This window comes from Paenibacillus sp. J31P190 (assembly GCF_059692075.1).
This window is the reverse complement of record NZ_JCAUAS010000010.1, coordinates 1-14,660: the sequence shown is the minus strand read 5'-3', so window position 1 is coordinate 14,660 and position 14,660 is coordinate 1. Positions and strand designations below refer to the sequence as shown.

Here is a 14,660-nt window from a genome sequence, read left to right as displayed (position 1 = left end):
TGTTCTGCGTGAATGCTTTCTGATAGCTTACTATTTCATTATAACCAATTCTGTTTCCAGATTCAACATTTGTTCAAACATTTTTCACTAATATGGGCTGAAAGGGCTTACTGTCTTGCTTTTTCTGGGCGTCTGACATATAATAACCCTTGCTTCACTTTTTAACTTTTTATGCGCCCGTGGTCCAATGGATATGACGTAGGCCTCCGAAGCCTGAGATAAAGGTTCGATTCCTTTCGGGCGCGTTCCTAAGAATTACAGCAGAATCAGTACAAGATTGGCCAAAATCAGCATCCTTGCTGATTTTTTTTATTGTTAGTTTGACCTTTCTTGACCTTCAGAGGTTTTTTCGTTATCATACTTGTAGATACTGTAAACAGTATGTACAAAGGAGATCAATTTCATTATTCTATGATCACATTGACTCCACGTATCCATCTTTTAAACCATGTACCCACCCCAAGGAGGTCATTCTCATGAGTTTTATTCCTATGGTCGTCGAACAGGACGCGCGCGGTGAAAGAGGGTATGACATCTACTCTCGCTTGCTGAAGGACCGCATTATTTTCTTAGGCACGGGTGTCAACGATGTTGTGGCTAATTCCATCATTGCTCAGCTACTTTTCTTGGCCGCACAAGATCCTGATAAAGATATCTCGCTTTACATCAACAGCCCTGGCGGATCCATTACAGCGGGTATGGCCATCTTTGACACGATGCAGTTCATTAAACCAGACGTATCCACGATCTGCGTTGGTATGGCTGCTTCTATGGGAGCATTCCTCCTCACAGCAGGTGCCAAAGGCAAACGTTACGCTTTGCCTAACAGCGAAGTTATGATTCACCAACCACTTGGTGGTGCTGAAGGTCAAGCCTCAGACATCGAAATCCGCGCTAAGCGTATTTTGAAAATGAGAGACAACCTGAACAAAATCCTAGCAGAGCGCACGGGTCAAACTTTCGAGCGCATCGAAAAGGATACAGACCGCGACAACTTCATGAGTGCTGCGGAAGCGGCCGAATACGGACTCATCGATAAAGTCATCGAGCGCGTCTAATTTGTAAAATAAAAACCAGTCTGCAGTGACTGCTCAAATGAGCGGTTGTGCGGCTGGTTTTTTTATTGGATCTCCCCACTCTCCCCTTCTCACCGCCGCCGTAAGCTCGAAAAAAAGAGCCTCCAGAGACACTAGTGTTATGCAACACTGGATTCTCCAAAGGCTCTTATCTATTCAAACTTATCTTATTTCTTCTCATCCAATGGATAGAAAATCAGGTCAATCGGGAATGCCGAGCCTGCCGGAGGCGTGAACTCGATTTCCAACGCGTCTTCCGTACCTGTTGTACGAGCTAGCACTTCCATTCCGTCAAATGCTGTAATGACACCGGAATAAGGAACCGGAATGATTTCACCGTTTATTTTGAATGGTCCTTTGAACACACCGCCTTTGGCCATAATCATAACAGCCATTTTGCGCGGCTTATCCGCATGGATTTTATAGACCACGCCATAATTACCGCCGTTCTCCACATTCTGCTTACGCATCACGTCATACCCTTTAACGAACGGATCCGTCTTATTATCACCAATCGTTAGTACCGACGTTTTCGTGAAGCTTGTTGCGTCTATATCCCATTTAATTTCCGATGTCGGGAATGTCCCGCGTACGTGGCCTGTGAAGCCCAACAACGGAAGCTCCTGCGCTATCGTTGGCGTCAGCATGCGATCCGTCACACCGAATGAGATTTGCAGCTCACCGTCTGTTTCTACATCATAAAATAAGTTCACACCCTGTCCCGGATAGAAGTCCGGAAGCTTTGCATACACGTAAGTCTCATGAGGAGGCACCGTCAGTTCGTCCGTATACACATTGCCTAGAAGGAAGTCTACGGACGCTTCGCTACCGATCAAATTCGCATAAACGGAGGGATACACCTCTCCTTTATTCGTTGTCTTGATCTTAACTGGTTTATCCGAGTTATTCGTTGCGAATATCGCCATGGTCATCTTCTGCTTCGTACCGTTGATGTGATCGGCATACAGTCGCGCCTTACCATTAATGTTATCGCGGTACAGAATACCACTCTCTGTAAATTCCTCCGGACTGTCACTCACTAGCAGCGTACGCCCTGGAACTTCGGTTACTTTCTTAGGCAAAGGAGCCATCTCATTGAAATGAGCCCAAATCGTGCCCCAGTCTGACTTGATGAAACCACCAACCGGCTTCATATAAATCGGGTATTCCACTTCAGTCAAATAAGGTTCATTAACCACCGTTACAAAGCTTTTGAACAATTTACTTACATGTCCGTGACCATCTTTAACCGTCAAAGTAACCGGATATTTACCTGGTTTGAAAAAGGCTTCCTGATTACCTGCCCAATCATAGGACGCAATACCTTCGGCATCGGGATCATAGCTAAGATCGAGATACTTCACAGGCTCTCCAAGACGGTATGTAGGCTTTGCTGTTGTAAACTTAGCTACAGGTCTGGAGTTACTATCCTGGTCAATGTAGATGCCTTCAGGCGTCTTAAAGTGTACGATTTCCACTCGGCGAAGTTCGTTGTTATATTTATACTTCGCGCCCATATAGTCTGCTAACCATGTTAGCTTCACCAGAAGCTTTCCATTAACGATCGCAGCAACCGAGTTAAAAGGCGTATCTACCCCATTGGTCGTAACGGTCTTATGATCAGCATCTAGAACGATGTTGTACCCCGGAGGGGTCATCTGAATGGTCCGCGAAGCATCATTCCATTCCACCTTGAAACCCATTGTATCCCCAAGGAACTTAGCAGGGACAAATGTACTTCCATTGATTATCGTAGACGGAGACTCCAAATGGATTTGCTCCTCATTCACGAAAGCTTCTGACTTATCGATATAAAGTAAAATGAAGGACGAGCTTGTCGATACCGCGTAAGCTGCCGGCGCTGTTATCGTACTAGCAAGAAACACGATGAACGCAAGCAGGAGGGTAACCTCTTTTTTTAGCGAATTCAATTTCATTCTCTTCTCTGGCTCCTTTAACATTTGAATGCAGCACGGCAGAAACGGCAAATAGCCCTTTCCTCCGCCAGCCACGTACATTAGACGTCGACAAGAGAAAAAGGTTGCTAATTTCCCTAATTGTTAACAAATTTGACACTTATTAAACTTTACTCTACTGTACGGCCACTTCACTCGCAAAAAAGCCTCCTCGAGAGGAAGCTTTTGAAGGATTATTGGTTTTCCAATTCTTCCTTGCTAACTAATGTGACTAAAGCGTTTACAGCCTGCTCGGCGTCCGAACCTTCTGCACTTATGAAGACTTCGGTCCCTGTACTGATCGCAAGACTCATAATTCCCATGATGCTTTTCGCATTCACTTTCTTTTCATCCTTCTCAACAAAGATCTCGGATGAAAATTTATTCGCCTCTTGAACAAACAATGCCGCAGGTCTGGCATGAAGTCCTGTTCTCAACTTCACAACGACTGGACGTCTGGACATGGAACTAATTCCCCCTAATATGGAGCTTATATGAATTACTATTGATAACAGTGCTATACCCTATGTTTTAACATTATAGCATTTTTCCCCGAAGTACACTAGAAAAAATGAGAAAAACTTATAGATGCGCTGTACAGGGGCTTCTTATCTACGAATTCCGCTGTTTTTCAGCCAATTCGTCGATTTTCCGCAGACGATGATTGACGCCGGATTTGCTTACGCTGCCCTTAAGCATGTCGCCAACTTCCTTGAGATTCAGATCGGGATGCTGAAGTCTTATTTCGGCAACCTCTCTTAGCTTCTCAGGCAAGCTATCCAGTCCAACCTCCCTTTGCAGGAGGCGGATATTTTCGATCTGTCTAACAGCAGCACCAATCGTCTTGTTGAGGTTCGCTGTTTCACAATTGACAATGCGATTCACCGAGTTACGCATATCCTTCATGATCCGGACATCCTCAAAGCGCAGAAGCGCTTGATGTGCCCCAATGATACTTAGAAACTCGATGATCTTCTCGCCTTCCTTGATATACAAGACGAAACCTTTTTTGCGCTCGATGCAGCGGGCATTCAAATCGAATTTGTTCGCAAGCTGTGACAATGCCTTACAATGCTCTTCGTAAATCGAAGCAATCTCGAGATGATAAGAAGAACCCTCGGGATTATTCACCGAGCCTCCAGCCATGAATGCCCCACGAAGATAGGCCCGTTTGCAGCAGTTGCCTCGAATGATCTCTTTGTTAATTCCCGTGGTGAAGATGAACCCTTCGGAAACAATTTTCAGATCACTGAGGAGCTCTTGAACCTGACCAGGAACTCTAACGATGTACACGTTATTCTTCTTCAAACGCATTTTTTTACGCACGAGCAGTTCCGTGTGTAATTTGTACGTCTTTTTGATTAGCGTATATATCCGCCTAGCAATAGCTGCATTTTCGGTGGAGATATCAAGTACGACGCGTTGGCTGGTTAACTGCACAGATCCATTCATTCGAATCAAAGCCGACAGCTCCGCTTTCTCACAACATGCTTCCGCATCTGTAATTAGCGTTAATTCTTTTTTGGTTGTTGCCGCAAAGGACAAGGGACTCACTTCTTCCTTAACATCCAGCTTTCGACGAGCTGATAAATATGGTCACTCAATTTCTCTGCATCATGACGAAGGTAGGTACGAAATAGCACGAGTCGATCAGCAATAATCCGATACCCTCTCTTCGTGACTTCTTCTAGGTCCAAATGAACCGCTTTCGAACCCTTTTCCGCATATCTCGCCTGAACTTGCGGAGGGATTTCCCCGTTGTTCACAATCACATAGTCAAACAAATGTTGGCCTAGGTGATCATAAATGGCATCCAGATGATCGCTGACCGAGTAATCGTCGGTTTCGCCTGGCTGTGTCATCACATTGCAGATGAACAACTTTACAGCATTCGATTTCACAATCTCTTCCGCGATCCCTGGGACAAGCAGATTTGGCAGCAAGCTGGTATATAAACTACCGGGGCCGCACAATATAGCATCTGCTTCGCGTATAGCTTGAACGGCTTCAGCTAGCGGTGTCACATTAGCCGGCTCGATGAATACACGCTTGATGCGTCCATCCGCTTTTGGAATCTTGGACTCGCCTACGACTAAGGTACCATCTTCCATGATCGCTTTCAACACGATAGCTTGATTCGATGCGGGAAGCACCCGACCTCGGACAGCAAATACCCGGTTCATCTCTTGAACCGCAGTTACAAAGTCACCTGTAATATCCGTAAGTGCTGCTAGTATTAGATTTCCCAGACTGTGTCCAGCTAAACCTGTACCCACTTGAAATCTGTATTGCAGAATAAGCGACAGCAAGGGCTCTACATCAGCAAGGGCCGTTAGCACACTGCGAATGTCACCTGGGGGCGGCATCTGCAATTCATTCCGGAGAATGCCTGAGCTTCCTCCATCATCCGCTACCGTCACAATGGCTGTAATATCAACCGGCTTCTCCTTCAATCCTCTAAGCATAACCGAAAGACCTGTTCCACCGCCAATAACGACTATTCTGGGCTTGCGTTGTAATTCAACATGTTCCATACTTCTTTCACCCTCTTAATCGTAGGACTGCTTATACACGGTCCCGCTCGGCGTCTCGATGACTCAAACGCACGGTTTCGGTTTCGCTGTTCCCCATCACCTTACCGAGGTATTCCGTGATGGCGACGGATCGATGTTTACCACCAGTGCAACCTATGCCTACAACAACCTGACTCTTGCCTTCTTTCTTATATTGAGGCATTAAGAAATGCAGCATATCGAGCAGCTTATTCAGGAACTCTTGTGTTTCGCTCCACTTCATCACGTAGTCATACACATCGGGATCTTGACCTGTCTGCGGTCGAAGCTGTTCCACATAGTGCGGATTCGGTAAAAAGCGAACATCGAAGATTAAATCAGCATCAATAGGGACACCATACTTAAATCCGAAGGAGATTACATTTATAGATATGCGGTTTGTTTCCAAATTGGTAAACCTGGAAATAATTCTTTCTTTAAGCTGCACCGGCTTAAGCGTGCTTGTGTCAATAACCTGTGTGGCTAAGCCTTTCAGCTCTTCAAGCAGTTTACGCTCAAGACCAATACCTTCAAGCGGCGCTCCATCGGGAGCTAACGGGTGACGGCGGCGACTTTCCTTATAACGCTGTACTAGCGTCGCATCGGTAGCATCTAGGAATAGAATTTCATAACTAAGCGTGTAATTCTCTTGAATATAACGAAGCGACTCCTGAAGTGCAGTGAAAAATTCACGCCCTCGCAAATCAATCACCAGTGCCACTTTGCCGATTTTCCCCATCGACTGCTCGATCAACTCAGCAAATTTAGGAATCAGCACAGGAGGTAGATTATCGACGCAGAAGAATCCTAGATCCTCTAGACTCTGTACGGCAATCGTCTTACCTGCACCTGACATTCCTGTAATTATGACCAGTTTCGCTAAAGGGTGGTTTTCTTCCATGAATGACACCTTCCTTTGGAGTGCTTCTCGCAGGCCAACTCAGATTCGCTAACCATACGAACTGTACATACTACGTCTATCTTAAATTCAAACCAGCAGCGCCTACAATGCCCGCGTCGTTACCGAGTGTTGCAGGAACGATCTCAACACCTTCAGAAGCTGTCTCTGGCGTGTATTTCTTAAAGGTTTCACGAATCGGTTGGAATAAAATTTCTCCTGCTTTAGAAACACCACCACCGATAATGAATCGTTGCGGGTTAATAATAACAGCCATCGCAGCCATCGAACGTCCAATATAATATGCAGCACGGTTCACGATGCGCAGGGATACTTCATCTCCACTCTTGGCTGCATCGAAGACATGCTTCGCTTCAATCTTCTCATGAAGAGCTAATGACGTTTTCTCGCCGCGTTCAACCGCTTCATTAGCCATACGAACGATGCCTGTCGCTGATGAAACTGTTTCTAGACAACCCATTTGTCCACATCCACACTGAATCGCTTCAATGTCTGGCACAACGGACATATGCCCCAGCTCTCCAGCCATACCCGTAGAACCTTGATAAATTTTCCCGTTAATAATAATCCCGCCGCCAACACCTGTTCCAAGTGTATAGCAAACCACATTTGGAATTCCTGCTCCGCTGCCTGCCCAAGCTTCACCTAGAGCAGCTACATTGGCATCGTTGTCAATCTTAACTGTCTTACCAAGAAATTCTTCCAGCATTTTCTTCGCAGGGACATTGTGCCATAGCAAATTTGGAGAGAATTTGACGAAGCCTTCCGGAATATCCATGAATCCGGCTAAACCTGCGCCAATACCAGCCACTTGCTCCCAATCAAACGGAGACTCTTCGACAATTTGGCGTACATACTGCGCAATTCGCTCAATTACAAAATCAGAACCATTCTCCGCGCCTGTAGGGCCTTCAAACGTTTGCAGCAGTTTCCCCTGCTCGTCGCAGATACCCACTTTGATATTCGTACCGCCTAAATCTACACCGATATAAATCTGATCTGACATTGCAAGGTCACCTCATGAATATTCATATAATTTTCGGACATTTTCCGGGGTCCCCGCAAAGTAATGTATAAACTCCCATCGAAGTAAGTCGAAGAAGCTTAGCGGCTTTAAGCGGAAAGTTTAAACGCCGAGCGAGCTATCGTCGCTGCGGATGGAATATGCTTCGAAGAGTCACAGTGTCACTTTGTGGGGTTTACTTATGCTCCTGTTCCAACTATAAGTCAAGCCTGTAAACTGGTCAAGATTCAACAGCTCCAAAGAAATGAGAAAACGTGGAGAGTTTAGCCCTCCACGTTTGCTGTAAAGACTTCAGACCACTTACAGCGACTGGCTCCAATCGTGTACGATGTTGCCTTCTAGGAACTTCTCAGCTTCCAGGGCAGCTGCGCATCCACTTCCTGCCGCTGTAATCGCTTGACGATACTTCGTGTCTTGCACGTCACCACAAGCAAATACACCAGGGATATTCGTCTCCGTCGTGCCTGGCTTCACAATAATATAGCCTTGCTCATCCGTATCGATTTGTCCACCTAAGAACTTCGTATTCGGTGTATGGCCGATAGCTACAAAGATACCATCCGTTTCGATGATTTCATCTTCACCGGTTTCGTTATTTTTGACCTTCAGGCCTGTTACACCTTTTTCACCAGCTACAACTTCAAGCGGTGTATTATTCAGTGCCCATTTCACTTTTTCGTTGCCGCGAGCACGGTCCTGCATAATCTTCGAAGCGCGAAGTTCATCGCGACGGTGGACTAAGCGAACTTCCGAAGCAAAGCGAGTAAGGAAATTCGCCTCTTCCATGGCGGAGTCACCGCCACCAACAACAACAATCTTTTTGCCGCGGAAGAAGAAGCCATCACACGTTGCGCAAGTACTTACGCCGCGTCCGATGTTTTCTCTTTCATTGGTAATTCCCAGCAATCTGGCAGAAGCACCTGTGGAGATAATCAGTGTTTCTGTCTCGATCTCGCCAAGACCTTCAACTTGCAGTTTAAACGGACGATTCGTCAGCTCAACAGAGTTCACCCAACCGGTTTTGAATTCGGCGCCGAAACGTTCTGCTTGCTTACGCATATTCTCCATTAATTCAGGACCCATAATCCCTTCAGGGAAGCCGGGGAAGTTCTCTACTTCGGTAGTAGTGGTAAGCTGTCCGCCTGGCTCTGGCCCCTCAATAACGAGTGGGCTAAGGTTGGCTCGCGCTAAATAAATGGCTGCTGTTAGACCGGATGGTCCTGTTCCTACAACGACTGATTTGTACATATGGTTTCCCTCCTAGGTGCTTTCCTCAGGAAAGCTATCTACGTAAGCATCGCCTGTGTTTTGCTTCAGCAAGACAGCCTTCGTATGCTCCGCTTTATTGTGCTTCCATGCGAGCAGTTGAAACCGCCGCTTTATTTATGTATGAAAGCCAAGTCTTTTGACAAGGCAAAAGACTGGCTATCAAATACTCGTGAATTTGTTGAAAATAGCTTCCATTTTCTCACGTAAACCGCACGTGTCATCAATCAACTTTACATTGCGGCTTACTGTCGAGACTGTAACGCCATAGCGTGTAGATACTTCCTGGTAGGAAATAGCTCGGCGATGCATTTTGGCGATCAAATATTCTAACGCTGCCGCCCAGCCCTCGGATTTATGAATCTTAGGCACGCCCGGGTAGACCTTCGTTAGAAATTCAACCCATAGAATTTCCAAATCATACTGTTGAACCATATCATAGCGTTTGTGCATATGCGATAGCGCCGTTTCCATCACACTCTGCCATTTGGCATCCCAAATAGGCAAATGCGGCGAGTATGGAGAGGCCTCCACCGTAATCTCTTGATTCTCAAGATAAGCTGGAAGTGACTCTCGGATCCCCATGCTGCGGAGCACGAAAATAGCAACTCGTTTCAAATAGTCATCCTCTTGACGATCTAGGATGAAATCCTGCAAAGCATCTCTCACTTCATTATCAGCAATTAAGCCGAACGCTTGGATCACCTGCAGCTTCGTCTCGATATCACCATGGCGTAAAGCCCAGAAGAAGGAGGATCGCACTAATGGATCTTTCTTCAATTGGTCTGGGATTCCTTGCGTGGATTTCTCCAATACCCTAAACTGCTCTTCGAAAGGCAGATGGTAATGATAGCTCCACGTTAGCGGCCCTTCGACCTTCTCGCGTGAGCGCAGCTGCTCCAAATAAAACTTGGAGATTTCGGCACCAGGATCAAGCTTCTCGGCTTGTTTCCAATAACGGTAAGCTTCGCCGAATCGACCGATGTGGCTGGCTGCTACCGCTGCGTAATGATAGAGGCAAGGGTCTGCTGTCCCGTCTCCTGCTTTAAGCAGTCGCTTAAACAAGTGGTATGCCTTCTCATGCTCAGAAAGGATACCCATTGTTGTAGCAAGCTTGAACACATGATCCTGCTGAAAAGGAAACGTCTTGCACAATAGAGATGTTAGCTCAGCTAACTCCTCCTTGTTACCGAAATGCTGATGGAAAATGGCCATGTTACATAGTGCATGCAGATTTCCGGCATCGATGTCGAGCACCGCACGAATCGTTTCCATCGCCTTCTCAAACTGACCCATATAGTAATAAGCAAGGGCCAGATTGTTGCGGGCAGCTGTGAAATCAGGCTGATTCTTCACCAATTTCTCTAACTGCCTCACAGCTTCAGCGAATTTCCCCTCTTCGAGAAGCGCACGGGCTTTATCATGCTCGAAGAGCCCTTCTCGACTCTTAATGCTAGTGAGAGGGGCGGGACGTTCAAGCTCGTAGCTCAGCATTTCCATCATTTCTTCGGACTCATCCATGAATTGACCTGTTGGGTCAGTTTCCAAATATCGAACCAACGCTTGTTCGGCCTGCTCGAAATTTTCCATGTTGGCATAGTTGTTTGCCATATAAAAGTGACATTCCGTCATCTCGGGATCGATCGTATCAAGGACATGCTGCAGAATTTGGTTCGACTCGTCATAATTGCCCATTTCGGAGAGAACTCCTGCGAGATTACAGTGATTCACAGGGTTATCCTGCTCATACTCTGCAGCTCGCCGGAAATATTTCAATGCCTTATCATAATGAAACCGATCCAAAGATTGAACCGCTCTCTCGAAAAAGAATGCGGCATCCATGTTAATTGAGATAACTTTAGGCTTTGGCGCTTCGGACACACGCTTAATCTTTTCCATAGCAAGACACCTCCGGCAATTTGATTACACTCAAATTATACCATAGATCGCTTGGAAGCCAAAAACATAATCCGAAGGTAAGATCTGGTCTATAGTTCTGGTCTTAATCTCCGCTCTAGACCCTTGTGCAATAGTGGCTTTAAAAGTCGGCTTTCAAAACCGAGAAGGTTGAACGAAATCCGAGGAACGAGGAACGGAGCGTAGGTAAGCCTACGTGAGTACCACAGTTCCCGGATTTCGTTCAAGATTCGACGCCGAGCTACTTCCAGAGTAACCTTCGTTTTCAAAGGCGATTTTTTAAGCTTCCGCTTATACGCCGCCGTATTTGAAGAGGGAAGATAGGGATCCGCCTTCGTTGATAATGCGAATCGCATCTGACAATAGCGGTGCTACTGAAAGCACATTGAATTTATCGGAATGTCCTTCCGGAATCGCAATGGAGTCCGTGATGATGACTTCCTTAATGCTAGGGTGATCTAAACGCTGCAAGGCAGGTCCGGAGAATACAGGGTGTGTCGCACAGATATATACATCATGCGCTCCTCTTTCCTTCAGACTCTCAACAACATTGACAATCGTCGTGCCGGTATCGATCAAATCCTCGATAATGATCGGCGTACGTCCTACAACATCACCAATGACGTGAGTAATCACAGACTCATTGTGTTCTGGGCGTTTTTTAATCATCATCGCGAATGGCGCATCGAGAATGTTCGCCATTTTTTCAGCGGTTGTCGCACGTCCCGCATCTGGAGATACGATGATCGGGTTAGGTAAGTTTTTCTTCTTGATGCAATCACTGATAAGATCGAGAGCTGTCAGATGATCCACCGGAATATTGAAGAAGCCTTGAATCGCAGGTGCATGAAGGTCAATCGTTACAACACGAGTTGCACCTGCTGCACTGAACAAGTCAGCTACTAATTTAGCAGAAATCGGCTCACGGGGAGCAGCTTTACGTTCTTGACGAGAGTAACCATAGTAAGGGATGACAAGGTTGATCGTTCTTGCAGAAGCTCTTTTCGCCGCATCCATCATGACTAGAAGTTCCATCATATGCTCATTAATTGGATGGGAAAAAGTTTGTACCAGGAATACGTCACAGTTACGAATCGTTTCTTCGTAAAGACAGTAAATTTCTCCGCTTTTAAAACGGGAAAGCTTAATTTGTCCAAGCGGCTGGCCGAGCTCTTTACAAATACGTTCCGCAAGCTTCGGATTCGAAGATCCGGAAAAGATTTTAACATTGTCGCTATGCATGGTTAATGGTTACCTCCGAAGGTTCATTAAATAGATTATACAGTTCCTACTCATTATACATGAAACATGTCGAAATTAAAAAGTCACAAGATGTCGTTTTCGGGCAGAAAATGTGGCTATTTCGTTAAATCCAACGGATTTCAAGAGTTCCCTAGCTTCGTCCAAATATTGGGACAACCGATCCGGCTGGTGCGCATCCGAACCTATCGTGAGTGGAATTCCCACCTTATGACAATATTCCAGCATTCGGCGGCTCGGGAACATCTCTTTACACGGATGGCGCAAGCCAGAAGCATTCAGCTCGATGGCAAGCCCATATTCATTCACAGTGTCCAGTGCCGCCTTCTCAAGCTCCCATGTATCACGATCCGGGACGTAACCAAATCGTTTAATCATATCTATATGACCGATATAGTCATACAGTCCGGTTCGGACTGCTTTCTTCACTGCCTCGTAGTATTGGGTATAAACGGCGTAAATATCCTTGCCATCCCAACCCGCTAGCTGCCTAAAATCAGAAATATCCCACTCGCCAAGGAAATGGACAGAACCGATAACATAGTCCCATGGGTACGCTTGGATGATTGCGGCAATCTGCGTCTCATAGCCTTCGATATAATCGCCTTCTAGCCCGACACGGATATCAATCTGATCTTTGTACTTCTCTTTAAGATGCAGACACTCCTCTACATAGCGAGGCAGCTCTTCCATCGGCATGGCCATTTCCGGCCAATAAGTCGCAGGGTCCACATGCAAAAGCGGCATATGATCCGAAAGCCCCAACTGTGTGAGCCCGATCTCGATGCCGCGTTTGACGTATTCCTCCAGTTCCCCGGAGGCGTGACCGCAGCGCACATGATGTGTATGATAATCAATCAACATCGTGAATTCACTCCAGGTCGTTTTTATTTATTTTTTGACGTGACGATTGGCCAGCTCTTTCATTATATCATCCAAAGGCAATTTATTATTACGTAAAAGGACCATTAAGTGGAAAATAAGATCACTCGCTTCATAGCGAAGCTCATCGTTATCTTTGTTTTTGGCTGCGATAATCACTTCGGCTGTTTCTTCGCCGACTTTTTTGAGAATCTTATCGACACCTTTTTCGAAAAGGTACGTTGTATAAGCGCCCTCAGGACGCTCAGCGTCACGCGAAGCAATAACAGCCTCCAACTCGCCAAGGATCGCGAAACGATCACCAGCAGAGGCAGTAGGTGCATCTTCTTGTGCAGAACCTTGTGTTTCTAGAGGGATGTTAGCTGTGAAGCACGTATAAGTACCATTGTGGCAAGCAGGTCCCACTTGTTCCACGAGAACCAGAAGCGTGTCTGCATCGCAGTCGTAACGCAGTGATTTCACCTTTTGCGTATGACCGGAAGTTGCCCCTTTGTTCCACAGCTCCCCGCGGGAACGACTCCAGAACCAAGTATCACCTGTTTGTATCGTGCGCTGCAATGACTCGCTATTCATGTAAGCAAGCATAAGCACTTCTTTGCTGACTGCGTCCTGTACGATGGCAGGTACAAGACCCTGCGCATCATAAGTAATCTGATCTATTGAAAATGTCATCGGATTTCAACCCCTTTACCTTTAAGGTCGTCTTTGACCCCTTGAATCGTTAACTCTTTATAATGAAAAATAGTTGCCGCCAGCCCTGCATCGGCTTTGCCTTCAGTGAATACATCGTAGAAATGTTCCGCTCTGCCCGCTCCCCCGGAAGCAATCACAGGAATCGTGAGCAGCTCGGACACGGCACGCGTTAGCTTCAAATCAAAGCCGTCCTTCGTCCCGTCCGCATCCATGCTAGTAAGCAGGATTTCTCCTGCGCCAAGCTCTTCCATACGTTTCGCCCACTCCAATGTCTTAATGCCAGTGGCGTTGCGTCCGCCATGCGTGAACACTTCCCACTCGCCCCACTCTGCATTAAATTTCGCATCAATGGCAACGACAATACATTGGGAACCGAACTTCCGCGCTCCATCCGAAACGAGCTGAGGATTACGAACCGCCGCTGTGTTGATCCCGATTTTATCTGCTCCGGCGCGAAGCAGGCGTTTCATATCGTCCACACTGGAAATGCCGCCGCCAACGGTGAAAGGGATCGTAATCTCTCCTGCCGTTTGACGGACAACCTCTACCATCGTCGCCCGTCCCTCTACCGAAGCCGAAATATCGAGGAACACCAGTTCATCCGCGCCCTCTTTATCATAAATCGCTGCCAGCTCCACCGGATCGCCTGCATCGCGCAGATTAACGAAATTAACGCCCTTGACCACCCTGCCATCCTTGACGTCTAGGCAAGGTATAATTCTTTTGGCTAACATGATGGGCACCTCTTTCCTAAACTAAACTTCTAATTGTGAAAAACAACTGGCAGGCTAACTTTGCACAATATAGCTCCTTGGCTTTGCATCGAATAAGAGTCTTTAAGAGCCTCTATTTCTGCAAAACTGGCTAAATCATTCCAAATAAGAGTCTTTCCAGGCTTCTATTTCCCCGAAACCAACCCTATTCACACTTTTGACCTGAAATAAGAGTCCATAGAAGCTTCTATCTGTGTCTAACCCGTCCTATCGCACCAAATAAGAGACGATATGCTCTTCTGTCAAGAAAGTGGACACCACTTAGCTAAGCTGCACTTTCGTAGTACAACTGTTCAAATTGCAATGGCGACAAATAACCAATTGTACTATTAGACCTCTTTCT

General features: G+C 46.3%; 13 protein-coding genes and 1 tRNA gene. 2 read left to right on the top strand and 12 right to left on the bottom strand.

The annotated features are described in order from the left end of the window. Positions 1 to 173: 173 nt before the first annotated feature. Positions 174 to 245, top strand: a tRNA-Arg gene (locus tag AC58U0_RS18480). A 231-nt stretch (positions 246 to 476) separates the two neighbouring features. Next, the gene (gene clpP / locus AC58U0_RS18475) at positions 477 to 1,058 is read left to right on the top strand and encodes an ATP-dependent Clp endopeptidase proteolytic subunit ClpP (RefSeq protein WP_029195996.1); all 582 of its coding nucleotides are present in this window, start codon (positions 477 to 479) and stop codon (positions 1,056 to 1,058) included. Positions 1,059 to 1,243: 185 nt separating this feature from the next. Here the strand turns inward: clpP and AC58U0_RS18470 are convergent, their stop codons facing one another. From AC58U0_RS18470 to hisF, 12 genes are all read right to left on the bottom strand, one after another. Beyond that, positions 1,244 to 3,013, bottom strand: coding sequence for a stalk domain-containing protein (locus AC58U0_RS18470; RefSeq protein ID WP_497380434.1), 1,770 nt, complete (start codon positions 3,011 to 3,013; stop codon positions 1,244 to 1,246). A 212-nt stretch (positions 3,014 to 3,225) separates the two neighbouring features. Next, complete coding sequence (locus AC58U0_RS18465) at positions 3,226 to 3,495, bottom strand: HPr family phosphocarrier protein (protein WP_028555561.1); 270 nt, start codon at positions 3,493 to 3,495, stop codon at positions 3,226 to 3,228. A 148-nt stretch (positions 3,496 to 3,643) separates the two neighbouring features. Then, entirely contained in the window at positions 3,644 to 4,576 is a 933-nt protein-coding gene (whiA, locus tag AC58U0_RS18460) for a DNA-binding protein WhiA (protein ID WP_029195994.1), read from the bottom strand. Positions 4,577 to 4,581: 5 nt separating this feature from the next. Continuing rightward, positions 4,582 to 5,565 carry a gluconeogenesis factor YvcK family protein gene (locus AC58U0_RS18455; protein ID WP_057302620.1) on the bottom strand — a complete coding sequence of 328 codons (984 nt, stop codon included), beginning with the start codon at positions 5,563 to 5,565 and terminating at the stop codon, positions 4,582 to 4,584. 31 nt (positions 5,566 to 5,596) lie between these two features. Beyond that, positions 5,597 to 6,484 (bottom strand): RNase adapter RapZ, encoded by an 888-nt coding sequence (rapZ, locus tag AC58U0_RS18450; RefSeq protein WP_056833528.1) that lies wholly within the window; start codon positions 6,482 to 6,484, stop codon positions 5,597 to 5,599. Between the two features lie 76 nt (positions 6,485 to 6,560). Continuing rightward, positions 6,561 to 7,508 (bottom strand): ROK family glucokinase, encoded by a 948-nt coding sequence (locus AC58U0_RS18445; RefSeq protein ID WP_497380433.1) that lies wholly within the window; start codon positions 7,506 to 7,508, stop codon positions 6,561 to 6,563. A gap of 318 nt (positions 7,509 to 7,826) precedes the next feature. After that, positions 7,827 to 8,774, bottom strand: a complete 948-nt coding sequence (gene trxB / locus AC58U0_RS18440; protein WP_057302622.1) for a thioredoxin-disulfide reductase — start codon at positions 8,772 to 8,774, stop codon at positions 7,827 to 7,829. Between the two features lie 180 nt (positions 8,775 to 8,954). Further along, entirely contained in the window at positions 8,955 to 10,691 is a 1,737-nt protein-coding gene (locus tag AC58U0_RS18435) for a tetratricopeptide repeat protein (RefSeq protein ID WP_497380432.1), read from the bottom strand. A 309-nt stretch (positions 10,692 to 11,000) separates the two neighbouring features. Continuing rightward, positions 11,001 to 11,951, bottom strand: coding sequence for a ribose-phosphate diphosphokinase (locus tag AC58U0_RS18430; RefSeq protein ID WP_057302624.1), 951 nt, complete (start codon positions 11,949 to 11,951; stop codon positions 11,001 to 11,003). Between the two features lie 75 nt (positions 11,952 to 12,026). Beyond that, complete coding sequence (hisJ, locus tag AC58U0_RS18425) at positions 12,027 to 12,833, bottom strand: histidinol-phosphatase HisJ (RefSeq protein ID WP_497380431.1); 807 nt, start codon at positions 12,831 to 12,833, stop codon at positions 12,027 to 12,029. Between the two features lie 27 nt (positions 12,834 to 12,860). Continuing rightward, positions 12,861 to 13,523, bottom strand: coding sequence for a bifunctional phosphoribosyl-AMP cyclohydrolase/phosphoribosyl-ATP diphosphatase HisIE (gene hisIE / locus AC58U0_RS18420; RefSeq protein WP_497380430.1), 663 nt, complete (start codon positions 13,521 to 13,523; stop codon positions 12,861 to 12,863). Continuing rightward, positions 13,520 to 14,278, bottom strand: a complete 759-nt coding sequence (hisF, locus tag AC58U0_RS18415; protein WP_497380429.1) for an imidazole glycerol phosphate synthase subunit HisF — start codon at positions 14,276 to 14,278, stop codon at positions 13,520 to 13,522. Before hisF ends, hisIE begins: the two co-directional genes overlap by 4 nt. Positions 14,279 to 14,660 lie beyond the last annotated feature (382 nt).